The following is a 16060-nucleotide window of genomic DNA, read 5'->3' as shown; positions in this document are numbered from 1 at the left end:
TTAACCCCACCACAGATTACACGGATCGTCACAGATTAATTTTCTTCTCTCTTATTTTGAATTTTATCTGTGTCAATCTGTGAAATCTGTGGTGATATAAATCCAACTACTACAACACTACTTTATCTACTTATAACCATGATTAATACAACGAACGAAGGTAGTAAACTCTACCTATATTCGATAACCTCTGTCGCCATTTTGGGAGGACTGCTTTTCGGATACGATACAGCAGTTATTTCCGGTGCGGAGAAAGGCTTGGAGGCTTTTTTCCTTTCGGCCTCTGATTTTCAATACAATAAAGTAATGCATGGAATCACATCTTCCAGTGCATTAATTGGCTGTGTACTGGGTGGTGCGATCTCCGGTATATTTGCTTCCCGTTTGGGACGTCGTAATTCTCTAAGGCTTGCTGCCGTACTCTTTTTCCTTTCAGCATTAGGTTCCTATTATCCGGAAGTCTTATTCTTCGAATATGGAAAGCCGAACATGGATTTGCTGATTGCTTTTAATTTGTATCGTGTTTTGGGCGGTATCGGTGTTGGACTGGCTTCTGCAGTCTGTCCGATGTATATTGCTGAAATTGCTCCTTCTAATATTCGTGGAACGCTTGTATCGTGTAACCAGTTTGCTATCATCTTCGGTATGTTGGTAGTATACTTCGTGAATTTCCTGATTATGGGCGACCATCAAAATCCTATTATTTTGAAAGATGCAGCCGGTGTACTGTCTGTTAGTGCTGAATCTGATATGTGGACTGTTTATGAAGGATGGCGTTACATGTTCGGTTCGGAAGCTTTCCCTGCCGCTTTCTTCGGTCTGTTGTTGTTCTTTGTTCCCAAGACTCCTCGTTATCTTGTATTGATACAGCAGGATGAAAAGGCTTATTCGATCCTTGAAAAGATCAATGGTAAGACAAAAGCACAGGAAATTCTTAATGATATTAAAGCTACTGCTCATGAAAAGACAGAGAAAATCTTTACTTATGGAGTGGCAGTAATTGTGATCGGTATTTTGCTTTCTGTATTCCAACAGGCTATCGGTATTAATGCGGTACTTTATTATGCTCCTCGTATTTTCGAAAATGCAGGTGCAGAAGGAGGTGGTATGATGCAGACGGTTATTATGGGTATTGTAAACATTGTCTTTACATTGGTTGCAATCTTCACTGTAGACCGCTTCGGACGTAAACCACTATTGATAATAGGTTCTATTGGTATGGCTGTAGGTGCATTTGCGGTAGCAATGTGTGATAGCATGGCAATAAAGGGTGTTCTCCCGGTACTTTCAGTGATTGTGTATGCAGCATTCTTTATGATGTCTTGGGGACCGATTTGCTGGGTGTTGATCTCGGAAATATTCCCGAACACGATCCGTGGTAAAGCGGTGGCAATCGCCGTAGCATTCCAATGGATATTCAATTACATTGTATCTTCTACTTTCCCGGCACTGTATGACTTCAGCCCGATGTTTGCATATAGTTTATATGGCATAATCTGTGTGGCTGCTGCCATCTTCGTTTGGCGTTGGGTACCCGAAACGAAAGGTAAGACACTGGAAGATATGAGCAAGCTTTGGAAAAAAAATAAATAAATTAGGTTAGTGTAATTTCATCATGTCATTATGACTTCGGTTTCTTGGCATGGTTCTATTAAGATTATGACATCGTACCAATGGTAGGGTGTCATAATTGTTTTATATACTATTGATAGATAATCACATGTAAAATCATTTAAATGAAGGTATACGAATCGTTTTGCATTTTTGAGTAAATAGATTGTTTGGCTATGCACTTATCTTTGCATTGTGATATTTGTGAGATCGTTTTAATCTATGGATATTGCCAAATGGCATTTTTCTAGTTATAACATATTATTATTGGTTTTTCGTTAGGTAAGATTATGGTTACAGAACAGTATAAAGATGCCATTTATTTCTCAAGTCTTTTTGCTTGGCATTATCCCAATGTTTATAAAGAAATATCAGACATTCTTGTTTACCACCATATAGAGCATGGTACATTACTACACACTAAAGATTATTGGTGTCGAGATTATATGCCAATACAGTGGGGATTTAAGTCTTATATTCAATTTCGCTATGAACCTGATTATTTGAAGGATAAGCCACAGTACAAAACTAATATTATTCCTGTACTTAAAGCTATGAGTAGAGATATGGATATTACACAGTCTCCACTTATTGTTGATGGAGGAAATGTAGTCGTGTGTGAAGCGAATTCAAAGTGGATAGGATCATGTATGAGAGGTCGGAAACCAATTGTCATCATGACAGAAAAGGTCTTTCAGGAAAATTCACAGATTGACCAGAGCGAAGTACTGGCAATACTAAAGGAAAACTTTTATGGAGCAGATATTGTATTTCTACCATGGGACAAATATGATATCTGTGGTCATACAGATGGAATTATTCATAATATTGGTGATGGTAAGATATTGGTCAACTTGAAAGTTTATCCTCCAGAGATAGAACGAGAAATGAGACGTAGATTGAGTGACGATTTTGCCGTTATAGATTTAAAACTTAGCAAATATGATGAAAATAGTTGGGCATATATAAATATGCTTCAGACACGTGATGTAATCATAATTCCCGGACTTGGATTACCTACAGATGGAGAGGCTTTAAGCCAGATAAAAGAATTGCATCCTTCCTATGATGGACGAATTTACCAGATTAATATAGCTCCGATTATAAAGAAATGGGGAGGTGCATTGAATTGTTTGTCTTGGACTGTGACTAAATAATAAGTAGAAAAAATAAAAGAAGTAAGAAATATGGAACTAATTATTGGATTTACAATATTATTTTTGATTGGTGTAAAACTGAATCGATGGATAAATGGTAGCTTTGTCAGATTGTTGTCAACAGGATAAGAATAGCATCACTACGGGATAATTCATTAAATTCAAAATTTATAAAATAAAAATTGTATGACATCAGCGTTATCGACTTTCAAACCTATACTTTATATTGATATGGATAATGTATTAGTTGACTTCCAATCAGGTATTAACAAATTGAGTGAATACGAAAAGAAAGAATATGAGGGACGATATGATGAAGTTCCTAACATTTTTGCGAAAATGTATCCATATAAAGGAGCAATTGATGCTTTCCATCGTTTAGTACGTTTTTATGATGTGTACATTCTTTCCACGGCACCTTGGAATAATCCTTCTGCTTGGTCGGATAAACTTGTATGGGTGAAAAAATGGTTAGGTACATATAGCTATAAACGATTAATTCTTAGCCATCATAAAAATTTAAACAAAGGAGACTTCTTGATAGATGATCGCCTCAAAAATGGTGCGGAAAATTTTAGTGGTGAATTGATATTATTTGGTTCGGAGCAGTATCCGAATTGGGACTCTGTTGTTGACTATTTGATATCATCTAAGTGAGAAATAAAAAAAAAGTTGATATATTCAGACAACTCTTTACTAAAAAGATTATCTTTACCCAAAGAAATTTAATATTATAATAATCATGGATACTTTGAAAAAAGAAATTGCAATTTTAATACAATGTAGTGACTTTAAGGAAATAGAGAAACAGCTTCAAACAATTAATAAATTGATAGTTACAAATTATATGTTTGAGTTGAGTAATGGGTTGCGGATTTACCCAATTGAAGTAGAAGCTTATTTTAAGCACCCAAAGTTTAATGATGGGTTTGTGCATGGAAATGAACTGCAAAAGAATAATTATGGAAAATTTTATGTTCATCGTACAGGCATGACGAAGAATTCAAAAATTAAAGGTGGCACCAGAGGAGGTATTGATCTTTGCTTATCTGATAGTACTGATATATATTATGGTATCTTGATAAGAAGTGCGCAGTTTGATGATGGCACAATAAAATTCGGACCAAATAATGTTTTAAAATTCATTGTTGAGGATAAGAATTTAGATTATAATACTTTGGAGGAAGAATTTGTTTTAAAAGAAGCTGTTGAAGATTGTCGTGATAGAGAAAATAAATCAATTATTTTACATTCTACACGTGTTGGTTTAGGCAGAAATCAAAGTGATGATTTTAGAGACTCGCAATTGCGAACAATAGCAGGGCCGCTGCTTTCATCTTATGCATATAAAGAAAAGGAAAATGTTTTTAAGCACTATATTATTAATGAAAATATATCAAAAGAGGAAGCCGAAAAGATTTCTATTGATATCCTCGGGTATTGTCCTAAGTCTTTGATAAAGAGTGTATATCAGGCATGATAGTTACTAATTTTGTATAAGAGTGATATTTCACCCTTATACAAAATTATTTAATGATTGGAATCCAAACTTCAGTCAGAAGCTCTTTCACATCTGTGTCAGTGGGAGAGTTCAAGTAATGTTCCAAGATTGGAGTTTCTCCTAAGCAATATGATTGCGGTAATTGTTTCAATATTATCTCATAGAAGGCATCTAACAATGCATAATCTCCTTGATGAATATAAACTGCGTATGTACCTTGAGGTAAATCCATATGTTTTATTGGATTAGTAAGAGGAGGATTGGATCCTACTCCTTTTTGAATGGCTATACAAGCGTAAAAACGGCATTTTTCTAATGAAGTAATGTCTGTATCATCATAAGCTATCCCCCAATAATCTTCCTTATCTGGTAATAAAGAGTTTTCTTTAGCATATTTATATAGGCAATCCCAAGTGTATGTCTCAAAAGCAACTGTGCTACAAGTGTCATAATTGCCAATATAAGATAAAAATAAGACAGGTATTGTTTCTGATTCCACTATGCGGTAAGGAGAAATACATGAAGGATAAGTATGACTTGTTTCCAATAATTTCTTTTGTAGTTCTCGAGGAGTGAGATTGTATTTTTTTTGAAATGTATTATTTAAAGCTGACTGGTTAGCAAATCCAATATATTCATATATTTCAGCTATACTTTTTTTATTATCTTTGAGTAATTGCTGGGCGTATTCCATACGTGTGCGAATGATATATTGATGTATTGTTTCGCTAGTGTAAGCTTTAAACATCAGCTGAAGATTGCGAGCAGACATGCATGCTATTTTAGCTAATTCTGGTATAGACATCAAACGATTGAACTCATCAGCAGTTTTACCTGTCCAATTCTTTTGTATCATGGAATTTAGATAATGAAGAATAGTCTCGATTTGTCCTTGATAGGAGAATTTGTTGGAATTCATATCTTTTCTTTATCTTTTGGGGTACTCTTTTATCATGATTGATATTCGCAAAGATAGTATTTATATGCTCATCCTATATGAAAATGATTCAAAAGTTGATTCTGTCTTGAGCATATTGACTTCGAAATATCAATGTAATAAAAGACATGATTATTACAATGATTTCTCATATCCGTTTCTGGCTTAAAAAATATTTCTTTGGAAAATCTAATTGTTTTATCTTTGAAATTTTCCAGATTAGAGAGAAGTGGATAGAAGAAGTAGAATCAAATAAAAGCAGCTATTTTCCGCAGCTAAAGCAATGCTTTAGCCTACTTAAAGCGCCGCTTTCCTTCTCTTAAAACGCTGCTTTTTTTCTTTCTGCTTAAGCTGTATTCTCTATATATAAGAAACATTTATTTAATCTACTCCTTCATTTTTCTTCTGAATTACCAGTAAATAAGAATTTTGTGGGTGAAGGAGTGCTTCTTCACCTTTGGAATTTGCAGAAAAAGAATACATAAAATAGATAATACAATAAAATATATATTTGTGTAAAAGATATTATCGTTCGATTATTCCTTTTGACTATTAAATGAATTGATGTTAGAAAATATCTATTTGATTTTTTTTGTTTTTCAATTTATTAGAATAACTTTGATGAATATACTTATAGCTAACATTGTCCGCCATTCTTTATTCTCACAAATTAGTTGATTATTTTTTATATTGTTACTATTATGATTAGAATTATAGCTAGTATAAGGTTATATAAGGATGGTCGTAGAACCCCATTTTATAGTGGGTATCGACCTTTATTTGATTTTATTGAGGAGACGAAAACTTCTGGTCAAATAACTTTGCTTGATAGGGAGGCTTTTTATCCCGGAGATGAGGGGGTAGTTGAAATAGCTTTTCTTATTAGAAGAGCTTTAGGAGATAATTTTTCTGAAGGCACTAAGTTTACCTTTGGAGAAGGACGAAAGCACGTAGGAGAAGGTGAAGTAAAAGAAATATTAGAGTTAGAGTAATGTCAAAGTATATAAGTTTGAATTGAATAACTCAATTTACATAAAATACTATTATTAATTTTTCTTGGTTTCAAAACACAATTAAAGGATTAACTATACCTTTGCACTATCTTTTATAAAACACGTATTGTTATGGAACAGCATCCGATAAAAATTAATAAAGTGCAGATACGCAATCTGCAAATAGAAGATTATGTACAGTTATCCCAATCGTTTACCCGTGTTTATTCTGACGGTAGCGATGTATTTTGGACTCGTGAGCAGATACAGAAGTTGATTAAAATCTTTCCGGAGGGTCAGATCGTCACAGTCGTTGACGATAAAATAGTTGGTTGTGCTCTTTCTATTATTGTTGATTATGATAAAGTAAAGAACGACCATACGTATGCACAGGTTACGGGTAAGGAAACATTCAATACACATAGCTCTAAAGGAAATATCCTGTATGGCATTGAAGTATTCATCCACCCGGGCTATCGTGGTTTGCGTCTCGCACGTCGTATGTATGAATATCGTAAAGAGCTTTGCGAAACATTGAATCTGAAAGCGATCATGTTTGGCGGACGTATCCCGAATTATCATAAATATGCTGACAAAATGCGTCCGAAAGAATATATCGAACGGGTACGTCAACGCGAGATTTATGATCCGGTACTTACTTTCCAGTTGTCGAATGATTTTCACGTTCGTAAGGTAATGACTAATTATCTGCCAAATGATGAAGAATCAAAACATTATGCTTGTTTGCTGCAGTGGGATAATATCTATTATCAGCCACCTACACAGGAATATATCAGTCCGAAAACTACGGTTCGTGTAGGACTGGTGCAATGGCAGATGCGTAGTTATAAAACGTTGGATGACCTGTTCGAACAAGTAGAATTTTTTGTGGATGCAGTCTCCGATTATAAAAGTGATTTTGTTCTTTTCCCGGAATATTTCAATGCTCCTTTGATGTCGAAGTATAACGATAAAGGAGAATCGCAGGCTATTCGCGGATTGGCAAAGTATACGGATGAAATTCGGGAACGGTTTATGAATCTGGCTATTAGCTATAATATCAACATTATAACCGGGAGTATGCCATACGTAAAAGAGGATGGATTGCTTTATAATGTAGGTTTCCTTTGCCGACGGGATGGAACCTACGAAATGTATGAAAAATTACACGTCACTCCCGATGAAATAAAAAGTTGGGGACTTAATGGTGGCAAACTTCTGAATACTTTTGACACGGACTGTGCAAAGATTGGAGTTTTGATCTGCTATGATGTCGAGTTCCCCGAACTTTCCCGCCTGATGGCAGATCAGGGGATGCAGATATTATTTGTTCCTTTCCTGACAGATACCCAGAATGCCTATTCCCGTGTTCGTGTTTGTGCGCAGGCACGTGCCATCGAGAATGAATGTTTTGTAGTCATTGCCGGAAGTGTCGGAAATCTTCCCCGTGTGCACAATATGGATATTCAATATGCCCAATCGGGTGTGTTTACCCCATGCGACTTTGCTTTTCCAACAGACGGAAAGAGGGCGGAGGCAACTCCTAACACCGAAATGATTTTGGTATCGGATGTTGATTTGGATTTGCTGAACGAGTTGCATACTTATGGTAGTGTACGCAACTTGAAAGACCGCAGGAATGACCTGTATGAGGTGAGATACAAGAAATAAAAAGAGTGACGCTATGCAGTCCGGATAGCGTCACTATATGCCTTGGATAGCGTCACTATCCGGGGCATATAGTGACGCCCTTTTGATAGAATACTTTTTTATTTGGAAGATGTGCCACTCTCCAATATACTAACGATAGAAAACAGCGTAAAGCAAATAGCTCCGAGACCTACCAAAACACGTGCCGGAATAAAATAATCAGCATGTGTAGTAGCAAGCTCGAATACAAAAGCCGCCAGGAACAGGCAAGCCAATGCCGTAAATACCGGAATCATAGGAATACGGTTGGCTAATTTGAACTCTTGCCTCCATATCTTAGCCAGCAGGATTACTTTGCTGGAAATACTGTAACATACCAACCCCAATCCGAGCATTATATATCCGGTGGTACCGTTTGCACTTCCGGAATCTGCTAAAATCACGAATAATCCCCATACAAAAGAGATAGATCCCATTAATAAAACCAGTTTCGGCCATTTATTCCGTTCTTTTTCTGAATAATCATTACGTATCTGGCGTGCTATGGTAGCTACCAGCGCAATCAAACTGGTACAAATACATGCCAGACCGACCATTACATGCCCCGCCACAAAATAAGCAGGATGAGAATGACTGTTGCCTAATAATACAAATGCCCATATCCATGCGATCAGCGAAACGATGATGGCAACAATGACCAATGCCCGTCTCTGATTAAGGGAAAAAGCTCCTTCCGGAACTTCATTACTTGTTGCTTTTGAATTCCTCGGAATTAAAGAGAATCGGGTAGAAGAGGTGGCGGCGGTAGCTACACAAGTGGTAATAAATCCAACGCCGGTGATAACGTGTCCTGCAACAAATGCAGAGGTGGAAGTGGCATTACTGAAAATGCAGATACCTCCAATAATAGTAATGATGGCTGCCAGATAGCCTATAACCGGCAAAACGTATTTGGCCGATTTATTATAAGTATGTATGATTTGCCGGATGATAGTGGCAGCCGTGCAAAACAGTGCAATGCATATCATACCGAGTGAAAACACAACAGGACCGGCCACAACACGACTCCCGTCATCTCCATAACCATAAATAAACGCTCCGTATCCGAAGCAAAAAATAGCCATCGCCAAAGGGATTGCTCTGAATAAAATGCTAATACCGTAATTCATAAGTTAAAGTGCTTTTAGGTTTCCCACTAAAACAAGGAGATACCTGTTTTGTTTAGGCTGTAGGCGGTTTATAATCGTTAACTTCACACGAATCCGATTAAAAGTCCTAGCTTTTTGCTCAACTAAACAAATGTTTTTGTAAATTTGCACCCTTAAAAATGGGGATACCCCTCAAATTGTAAATTGTAAATAGTAAAATCGTAGACAGCTATGGGTAAGAGATTTACTGAATATTCGCAGTTTGACCTTTCGCAGGTGAACAAAGATGTGCTGAAGAAATGGGACGAGAACCAGGTTTTCGCCAAGAGTATGACAGAACGTGATGGCTGTCCTTCGTTCGTGTTTTTCGAAGGACCTCCCTCGGCTAATGGTATGCCGGGTATTCACCATGTAATGGCTCGTACCATTAAGGACATTTTCTGTCGCTACAAAACGATGAAGGGTTATCAGGTGAAGCGTAAAGCCGGATGGGATACGCACGGACTGCCTGTGGAACTAAGTGTAGAAAAGGCGTTAGGTATCACAAAAGAAGATATTGGTAAGAAAATCTCTGTTGCCGACTACAATGCGGCTTGTCGGAAAGACGTGATGAAATATACCAAGGAGTGGGAAGACCTGACTCATCGGATGGGATATTGGGTGGATATGAAGCACCCTTATATCACGTACGATAATCGCTATATTGAAACATTATGGTGGCTATTGAAGCAACTGCATAAAAAAGGATTGTTGTATAAAGGATATACGATCCAGCCGTATTCACCGGCTGCAGGAACAGGATTGAGCTCACATGAGTTGAATCAACCGGGCTGTTATCGGGATGTAAAAGATACAACGGCCGTTGCCCAATTTAAAATGAAGAATCCTAAACCGGAAATGACGGAATGGGGAACTCCTTATTTTATCGCCTGGACAACTACTCCATGGACATTGCCTTCAAATACGGCTCTTTGTGTGGGACCCAAAATTGACTATGTGGCTGTACAGTCTTACAACGCTTATACCGGAGAACCTATCACGGTTGTTCTGGCAAAAGCTTTATTGAATGTACACTTCAATGCAAAAGCTGCTGATCTGAAATTGGAGGACTACAAAGCCGGAGATAAACTTGTACCGTTTAAAGTGATTGCCGAATACAAAGGCACTGATCTTGTCGGTATGGAATATGAGCAGTTGATTCCTTGGGTGAAACCGGTTGAAGTATCCGAAGATGGCAACTGGAAGCCTAGTGATAAGGCTTTCCGTGTGATACCGGGTGATTATGTAACGACAGAAGACGGTACAGGTATCGTTCACATTGCGCCTACATTTGGTGCAGACGATGCGAATGTGGCACGTGCTGCAGGAATCCCGTCACTTTTCATGATTAATAAGAAAGGCGAAACTCGTCCGATGGTGGATCTGACTGGTAAATTCTATCTGTTGAATGAGCTGGATGAGAATTTCGTAAAAGAATGTGTTGATGTAGATAAATACAAAGAATATCAGGGTGCATGGGTGAAAAATGCTTATGATCCTCAATTTATGGTGGATGGCAAATACGATGAGAAAGCTGCGCAAGCTGCCGAATCGTTGGATATCGCTCTTGCTATGATGATGAAAGCAGACAACAAGGCTTTCAAGATAGAAAAGCATGTCCACAACTATCCGCACTGCTGGCGTACAGACAAACCGGTGCTTTATTATCCGTTGGATAGCTGGTTTATCCGTTCTACCGCTTGCAAGGAGCGAATGATGGAATTGAATAAAACCATCAACTGGAAACCGGAATCTACCGGAACCGGCCGTTTCGGCAAGTGGCTGGAAAATCTGAATGACTGGAACCTTAGCCGTTCTCGTTATTGGGGTACTCCATTGCCTATCTGGCGTACAGAAGATAATACGGATGAGATATGCATCGAATCTGTAGAAGAACTTTATAATGAAATCGAGAAATCGGTAGCTGCCGGATTTATGAAATCCAATCCATACAAGGATAAAGGTTTCGTGCCGGGTCAATATTCGGAAGAAAATTATGATAAGATTGATCTTCACCGTCCTTATGTAGACGACGTCATATTGGTATCGAAAGATGGCAAACCGATGAAGCGTGAATCAGACTTGATTGATGTATGGTTCGATTCGGGTGCTATGCCATACGCGCAGATCCATTATCCGTTCGAAAATAAAGAACTGTTGGATAACCGTCAGGTATATCCGGCTGACTTTATCGCGGAAGGAGTAGACCAGACTCGTGGTTGGTTCTTTACCTTGCATGCTATCGCTACCATGGTATTTGACAGTGTGTCCTATAAAGCTGTTATTTCTAACGGTCTGGTGCTCGATAAGAACGGTAACAAGATGTCTAAGCGTTTGAATAACGCTGTCGATCCGTTTACTACGATTGAAAAGTATGGTTCCGACCCGTTGCGTTGGTACATGATTACCAATTCTTCTCCGTGGGATAACCTGAAATTTGACGTTGAAGGAGTGGAGGAGGTTCGTCGTAAATTCTTCGGTACCTTATATAATACGTATTCATTCTTTGCGCTTTATGCGAATGTAGACGGATTTGAGTATAAAGAAGCGGATGTACCGATGGCAGAACGTCCGGAGATCGACCGCTGGATCTTGTCTGTATTGAATACATTAATAAAGGAGGTAGATACATGCTATAATGAATATGAACCGACAAAGGCAGGACGTTTGATTTCTGATTTTGTGAATGATAATTTGTCCAACTGGTATGTTCGCCTGAATCGTAAACGTTTCTGGGGTGGTGAATTTACACAGGATAAATTGTCTGCTTATCAGACATTGTACACTTGTCTCGAAACAGTTGCCAAACTGATGGCTCCTGTATCTCCGTTCTATGCAGACCGCCTGTATACTGACTTGATTACAGCAACAGGACGCGACAATGTAGTTTCTGTCCATCTTGCCGAATTCCCGAAATATCAGGAAGAAATGATAGACAAGGAACTGGAAGCCCGCATGCAAATGGCACAGGATGTTACATCTATGGTGTTGGCATTGCGCCGCAAGGTGAATATCAAGGTACGCCAACCGCTGCAATGTATCATGGTTCCGGTGGTAGATGAAGAGCAGAAAGCTCATATCGAAGCTGTGAAGAACCTGATTATGAATGAAGTGAACGTAAAAGAAGTCAGATTCGTTGATGGTGCAGCCGGTGTATTGGTGAAAAAAGTGAAATGTGACTTTAAAAAGCTAGGCCCGAAATTTGGCAAGCAAATGAAAGCAGTAGCTGCTGCTGTTGCAGAAATGTCACAGGAAGCCATCGGTGAATTGGAGAAAAACGGAAAGTATACATTAAACCTGGATGGTGCGGAAGCTGTTATTGAAGCATCAGATGTCGAGATCTTTAGTGAAGATATTCCGGGATGGTTGGTTGCCAACGAAGGCAAACTGACAGTAGCGCTTGAAGTGACCATTACCGAAGAACTGCGTCGCGAGGGTATTGCTCGTGAACTGGTGAACCGTATTCAGAATATACGTAAGTCAAGCGGCTTCGAGATTACAGACAAAATAAAAATAACAATCTCGAAAAATACGCAAACAGATGATGCGGTAAATGAATATAATACTTATATTTGTAACCAGGTTTTAGGCACATCTCTTGAACTTGTAGATGAAGTGAAAGACGGAACAATGCTGGAGTTTGACGACTTCTCATTGTTTGTGAACGTGATAAAAGACTAATACTATATTGATTAACCTTTTAAAATTGTAAAGTTATGGCAGAAAAGACTAGATATTCGGATGCGGAACTCGAGGAATTCCGTGCCATTATTATGGAGAAACTGGAATTGGCACAACGTGACTATGAACAGTTGAAGAAAAGTTTGATGGGACTGGACGGTAATGATACCGACGATACATCTCCTACGTATAAAGTATTGGAAGAAGGAGCTAATACGCTCTCCAAGGAAGAAACGACCCGATTGGCACAACGTCAGCTGAAGTTTATCCAAGGATTACAAGCTGCTTTGGTACGTATTGAGAATAAAACGTACGGCATTTGCCGTGAAACCGGAAAGTTGATTCCGGCAGAACGTTTGCGTGCTGTTCCTCATGCTACATTAAGTATTGAAGCAAAGAACAGTGGTAAAAAATAACAGATAGCAAGTAGGCTACAGGTAACGAGCTACAAGTAGCTGCGCAAAGTTTACGCACGGCACTTGTAGCTCGTTATGTTTAACTTATAATAAACACATGAAGAAACTATTCACGAAGGGGAGAATTGCCCTTCTCGTTATCTTTTCCGTATTGATTATTGACCAGATCATCAAGGTCTGGATTAAAACTCACATGTACTGGCATGAAAGTATACGTGTGACCGATTGGTTTTATATCTATTTCACCGAAAACAACGGGATGGCTTTCGGTATGGAAATCTTCGGCAAGTTATTCCTGACAACATTCCGCATTGTTGCGGTAGCATTGATAGGGTGGTATCTCTATAAAATCATAAAGAAAGGTTTTAAAACAGGTTATATCGTCTGTGTGGCTCTTATTCTGACCGGTGCTTTGGGGAACATCATAGATAGCGTGTTCTATGGAGTTATTTTCAATGAAAGCACTCATTCGCAGATTGCCAGTTTCATGCCCGAAGGTGGTGGATATTCTACCTGGTTTTACGGAAAAGTGGTGGATATGTTTTACTTTCCGATTATAGATACAAACTGGCCTACATGGATGCCGTTTGTGGGTGGAGAGCATTTTATATTCTTTAGTCCGATCTTTAATTTTGCGGATGCCGCTATCAGTTGCGGTATCATTGCCTTGTTACTCTTTTATAGTAAATATTTGAATGAGTCTTATCATTCGCTGGATAAAGATAAAAAGGAAGCTACGGATCATGAAAAATAAATTTCGGTTTCATCTGTGTCTCATCTGCATGTTCGTTTTTGCGGTAGCCGGGTGTAAAGTGAAAAGACCCAGTGATGTAATCTCGGAATCGAAGATGGAGAATTTGCTGTATGATTATCATGTGGCAAAGTCTATGGGAGATAATTTGCCTTATAGTGAGAATTATAAGAAGGCATTGTATATCGACGCCGTTTTTAAGAAATATGGGACTACGCAGGCTGCATTTGACTCATCCATGGTTTGGTATACACGTAACACAGAGATTTTATCGAAGATTTATGATAAGGTGAAAAAGCGTTTGAAAGACGAACAGGAACTTGTGGGTGACCTGATAGCCAAACGTGATAAGAAACCGAAAATGACTAAGCAGGGTGACAGTATTGATGTCTGGCCGTGGCAGCGTATGATTCGTTTGACCGGTGAAATGATGAATAATCAATATGTATTTACTTTGCCGACCGACTCTAACTACAAAGACCGTGATACGCTGGTATGGGAAGTACGCTATCGATTCCTCGAACCGATGCTTGCCGACTCTTTAAGAGGCGTTACGATGGCCATGCAGGTGATTTATGAGAAAGATACGATCAATCATTGGAAAACGGTGACTGAACCGGGTGTGCAACAGATTCGTTTGTTTGCAGATACATTAGGTCCAATGAAAGAGATAAAAGGCTTCATTTATTATCCGGCAGATAGTCTGGAAAAGGGAGGAGCATTACTGGCTGACCGTTTCATGATGACTCGTTATCATTGTACGGACACAGTTTCGTTTGCTGTCCGCGATTCTTTGAACAAGATAAAAGCTTTGAAGGCGGATTCTTTGAAGAAGATATCTGCTAAAGAAAATGCCGACTCTTTGCATAAGATGATAGACAAGGAGAAAGATGATATGCAACGTCTGACACCGGAAGAAATGAACCGTCGTCGTACGGGAACTCATCGCGAGAAGAAACCGGAACAGATTGAAGTGGAACAACATATCCAGAAGGAAAGAATGGAGCAAAGAAAGGAACGTCAGATGAATCAACGCAGGCAGCAACAACAAAGACGCCAAAATCGCTGATCGTAATGAAACGTTTTGCTTCTCATTATTTGCTGATACCTGCTGTAGGATTTATGAAGCAGCAGGTGGTGGAGATCACCGGTGAGGGAATTGTCCGAGATGTATTTCCATTGACTGAAGAGATTGAATCGGTCGAATGGATGCCGGGAGTGATTGCACTGCTTTCTGAAAATCAAATGGAAAAAATAAAAAACACTGGGATGATTTTTAAAAACATCCCAGTGTTTCCATCCAATCTTCCCAATGTTCCGAATCAATCTTCCCAATGTTTGATGGAGTATCTGCATGAAGCGGAAAGGAAGGGGGAAGCCCTATTTCCTTATTTATTTTATCCTTTTGATTTTACTTCCATGCAGCCTGTCGACGGAACTCGGCACAGATTACTGCGGTAGCGATGGCTACATTAAGAGACTCGGATGTCTCCTGACCTTCCGGATAATTAGGAATATATAATTTTCTGTTAATCAATGTAGCGACTTCTTTTCCTATACCATTTCCTTCATTTCCCATTACTATCAGGCCATTGGCAGACAATGGTTGCTCATACATATTTTTTCCGTCCAGGAAAGTTCCGAATATAGGAGTGTCTCCGAGTGAACGGATAAAATCGGGGAGGGAAGTATAATGCACTTTCACCCGGGCAATTCCTCCCATTGTGGCTTGTATGGTTTTGGGGTTATATACGTCTACCGTATTCTGTGAGCAGATAATATGCTCGATGCCAAACCAATCGGCCAAGCGGATAATAGTACCCAGATTTCCAGGATCTTGCACATCATCCAATGCAAGGCAAAGTGATTGGTGCACGACTTCCGGATTCACCGTATAGGATGGTTGTTCGAAAATGGCAAGTACCTGTTGGGGAGTTTTCAATAAACTGGCCCGTGAAAGATCTTCCTGTGAAACTTCTACCAGTTCACTTGCATCTATATCGGGATGTTCCTGAAGCCAGGAAGAAGTGGCTGCTAAAAAACGACAAGGAAAATGTCCGAGTAAATCACCTACCAATTTAGGACCTTCAGCCAGAAATACTCCTTCTTCTTTGCGTATTTTCTTCAGTTCCAGCGAGTGGATATACTTTATTTTGTTTTTACTTAGTGATGCCATA

14 protein-coding genes are annotated in these 16060 nt (G+C 38.8%); 11 read left to right on the top strand and 3 right to left on the bottom strand.

The annotated features are described in order from the left end of the window. Positions 1-138 precede the first annotated feature (138 nt). The 4 genes from xylE (at position 139) to NQ505_RS19055 (ending at position 4248) form a co-directional block, all read left to right on the top strand. Positions 139-1593, top strand: a complete 1455-nt coding sequence (gene xylE, locus NQ505_RS19070; RefSeq protein ID WP_004316410.1) for a D-xylose transporter XylE — start codon at positions 139-141, stop codon at positions 1591-1593. 308 nt (positions 1594-1901) lie between these two features. Continuing rightward, positions 1902-2768, top strand: a complete 867-nt coding sequence (locus NQ505_RS19065; protein ID WP_004316411.1) for an agmatine deiminase family protein — start codon at positions 1902-1904, stop codon at positions 2766-2768. 186 nt (positions 2769-2954) lie between these two features. Next, entirely contained in the window at positions 2955-3425 is a 471-nt protein-coding gene (locus NQ505_RS19060; protein ID WP_008998273.1) for a 5' nucleotidase, NT5C type, read from the top strand. Positions 3426-3510: 85 nt separating this feature from the next. Beyond that, a complete protein-coding gene (locus NQ505_RS19055) occupies positions 3511-4248 on the top strand; it encodes a hypothetical protein (RefSeq protein ID WP_004316413.1) in 738 nt (245 codons plus the stop codon). Between the two features lie 46 nt (positions 4249-4294). Here the strand turns inward: NQ505_RS19055 and NQ505_RS19050 are convergent, their stop codons facing one another. Beyond that, positions 4295-5125 carry a GyrI-like domain-containing protein gene (locus tag NQ505_RS19050; protein ID WP_259825665.1) on the bottom strand — a complete coding sequence of 277 codons (831 nt, stop codon included), beginning with the start codon at positions 5123-5125 and terminating at the stop codon, positions 4295-4297. A gap of 782 nt (positions 5126-5907) precedes the next feature. Here NQ505_RS19050 and NQ505_RS19045 point away from each other — a divergent pair. Continuing rightward, positions 5908-6198 (top strand): hypothetical protein, encoded by a 291-nt coding sequence (locus NQ505_RS19045; RefSeq protein ID WP_008640146.1) that lies wholly within the window; start codon positions 5908-5910, stop codon positions 6196-6198. A 132-nt stretch (positions 6199-6330) separates the two neighbouring features. Further along, complete coding sequence (locus NQ505_RS19040; protein ID WP_004316417.1) at positions 6331-7869, top strand: carbon-nitrogen hydrolase family protein; 1539 nt, start codon at positions 6331-6333, stop codon at positions 7867-7869. 98 nt (positions 7870-7967) lie between these two features. Here NQ505_RS19040 and NQ505_RS19035 read toward each other — a convergent pair whose 3' ends face one another. Further along, positions 7968-9017: a DUF2776 domain-containing protein gene (locus NQ505_RS19035; RefSeq protein ID WP_008998271.1), complete on the bottom strand. Its 1050-nt coding sequence runs from the start codon at positions 9015-9017 to the stop codon at positions 7968-7970. A gap of 210 nt (positions 9018-9227) precedes the next feature. Between NQ505_RS19035 and ileS the strand changes: the two genes are divergently transcribed. The 5 genes from ileS (at position 9228) to NQ505_RS19010 (ending at position 15344) form a co-directional block, all read left to right on the top strand. Continuing rightward, positions 9228-12716 (top strand): isoleucine--tRNA ligase, encoded by a 3489-nt coding sequence (gene ileS, locus NQ505_RS19030; RefSeq protein ID WP_008998270.1) that lies wholly within the window; start codon positions 9228-9230, stop codon positions 12714-12716. Between the two features lie 35 nt (positions 12717-12751). Then, positions 12752-13132, top strand: a complete 381-nt coding sequence (locus NQ505_RS19025) for a TraR/DksA family transcriptional regulator (protein WP_004295883.1) — start codon at positions 12752-12754, stop codon at positions 13130-13132. A gap of 97 nt (positions 13133-13229) precedes the next feature. After that, on the top strand, positions 13230-13886 hold the full coding sequence (locus NQ505_RS19020; RefSeq protein WP_004295884.1) for a lipoprotein signal peptidase: 657 nt from the start codon (positions 13230-13232) through the stop codon (positions 13884-13886). Beyond that, entirely contained in the window at positions 13876-14952 is a 1077-nt protein-coding gene (locus NQ505_RS19015; RefSeq protein WP_008998269.1) for a DUF4296 domain-containing protein, read from the top strand. Before NQ505_RS19020 ends, NQ505_RS19015 begins: the two co-directional genes overlap by 11 nt. Positions 14953-14957: 5 nt before the next feature. Then, positions 14958-15344: a hypothetical protein gene (locus NQ505_RS19010; RefSeq protein WP_008998268.1), complete on the top strand. Its 387-nt coding sequence runs from the start codon at positions 14958-14960 to the stop codon at positions 15342-15344. On the opposite strand, the gene NQ505_RS19005 is transcribed toward NQ505_RS19010, so the two are convergent. Next, positions 15295-16059 (bottom strand): TrmH family RNA methyltransferase, encoded by a 765-nt coding sequence (locus NQ505_RS19005; protein WP_008998267.1) that lies wholly within the window; start codon positions 16057-16059, stop codon positions 15295-15297. The two genes, NQ505_RS19010 and NQ505_RS19005, sit on opposite strands and share 50 nt — an antisense overlap. Position 16060: the final 1 nt, after the last annotated feature.

It is taken from the genome of Bacteroides sp. D2 (genome assembly GCF_025147085.1).
Lineage (GTDB): Bacteria > Bacteroidota > Bacteroidia > Bacteroidales > Bacteroidaceae > Bacteroides.
Note: the sequence above shows the minus strand (reverse complement) of the source record. Positions and strands in the feature narration are given on the sequence as shown.

Coding starts and splice junctions, on each gene's coding strand:
- xylE (WP_004316410.1), top strand. CDS start 139: ATGATTAATACAACGAACGAAGGTAGTAAACTCTACCTATATTCGATA.
- NQ505_RS19065 (WP_004316411.1), top strand. CDS start 1,902: ATGGTTACAGAACAGTATAAAGATGCCATTTATTTCTCAAGTCTTTTT.
- NQ505_RS19060 (WP_008998273.1), top strand. CDS start 2,955: ATGACATCAGCGTTATCGACTTTCAAACCTATACTTTATATTGATATG.
- NQ505_RS19055 (WP_004316413.1), top strand. CDS start 3,511: ATGGATACTTTGAAAAAAGAAATTGCAATTTTAATACAATGTAGTGAC.
- NQ505_RS19050 (WP_259825665.1), bottom strand. CDS start 5,125: ATGATACAAAAGAATTGGACAGGTAAAACTGCTGATGAGTTCAATCGT.
- NQ505_RS19045 (WP_008640146.1), top strand. CDS start 5,908: ATGATTAGAATTATAGCTAGTATAAGGTTATATAAGGATGGTCGTAGA.
- NQ505_RS19040 (WP_004316417.1), top strand. CDS start 6,331: ATGGAACAGCATCCGATAAAAATTAATAAAGTGCAGATACGCAATCTG.
- NQ505_RS19035 (WP_008998271.1), bottom strand. CDS start 9,017: ATGAATTACGGTATTAGCATTTTATTCAGAGCAATCCCTTTGGCGATG.
- ileS (WP_008998270.1), top strand. CDS start 9,228: ATGGGTAAGAGATTTACTGAATATTCGCAGTTTGACCTTTCGCAGGTG.
- NQ505_RS19025 (WP_004295883.1), top strand. CDS start 12,752: ATGGCAGAAAAGACTAGATATTCGGATGCGGAACTCGAGGAATTCCGT.
- NQ505_RS19020 (WP_004295884.1), top strand. CDS start 13,230: ATGAAGAAACTATTCACGAAGGGGAGAATTGCCCTTCTCGTTATCTTT.
- NQ505_RS19015 (WP_008998269.1), top strand. CDS start 13,876: ATGAAAAATAAATTTCGGTTTCATCTGTGTCTCATCTGCATGTTCGTT.
- NQ505_RS19010 (WP_008998268.1), top strand. CDS start 14,958: ATGAAACGTTTTGCTTCTCATTATTTGCTGATACCTGCTGTAGGATTT.
- NQ505_RS19005 (WP_008998267.1), bottom strand. CDS start 16,059: ATGGCATCACTAAGTAAAAACAAAATAAAGTATATCCACTCGCTGGAA.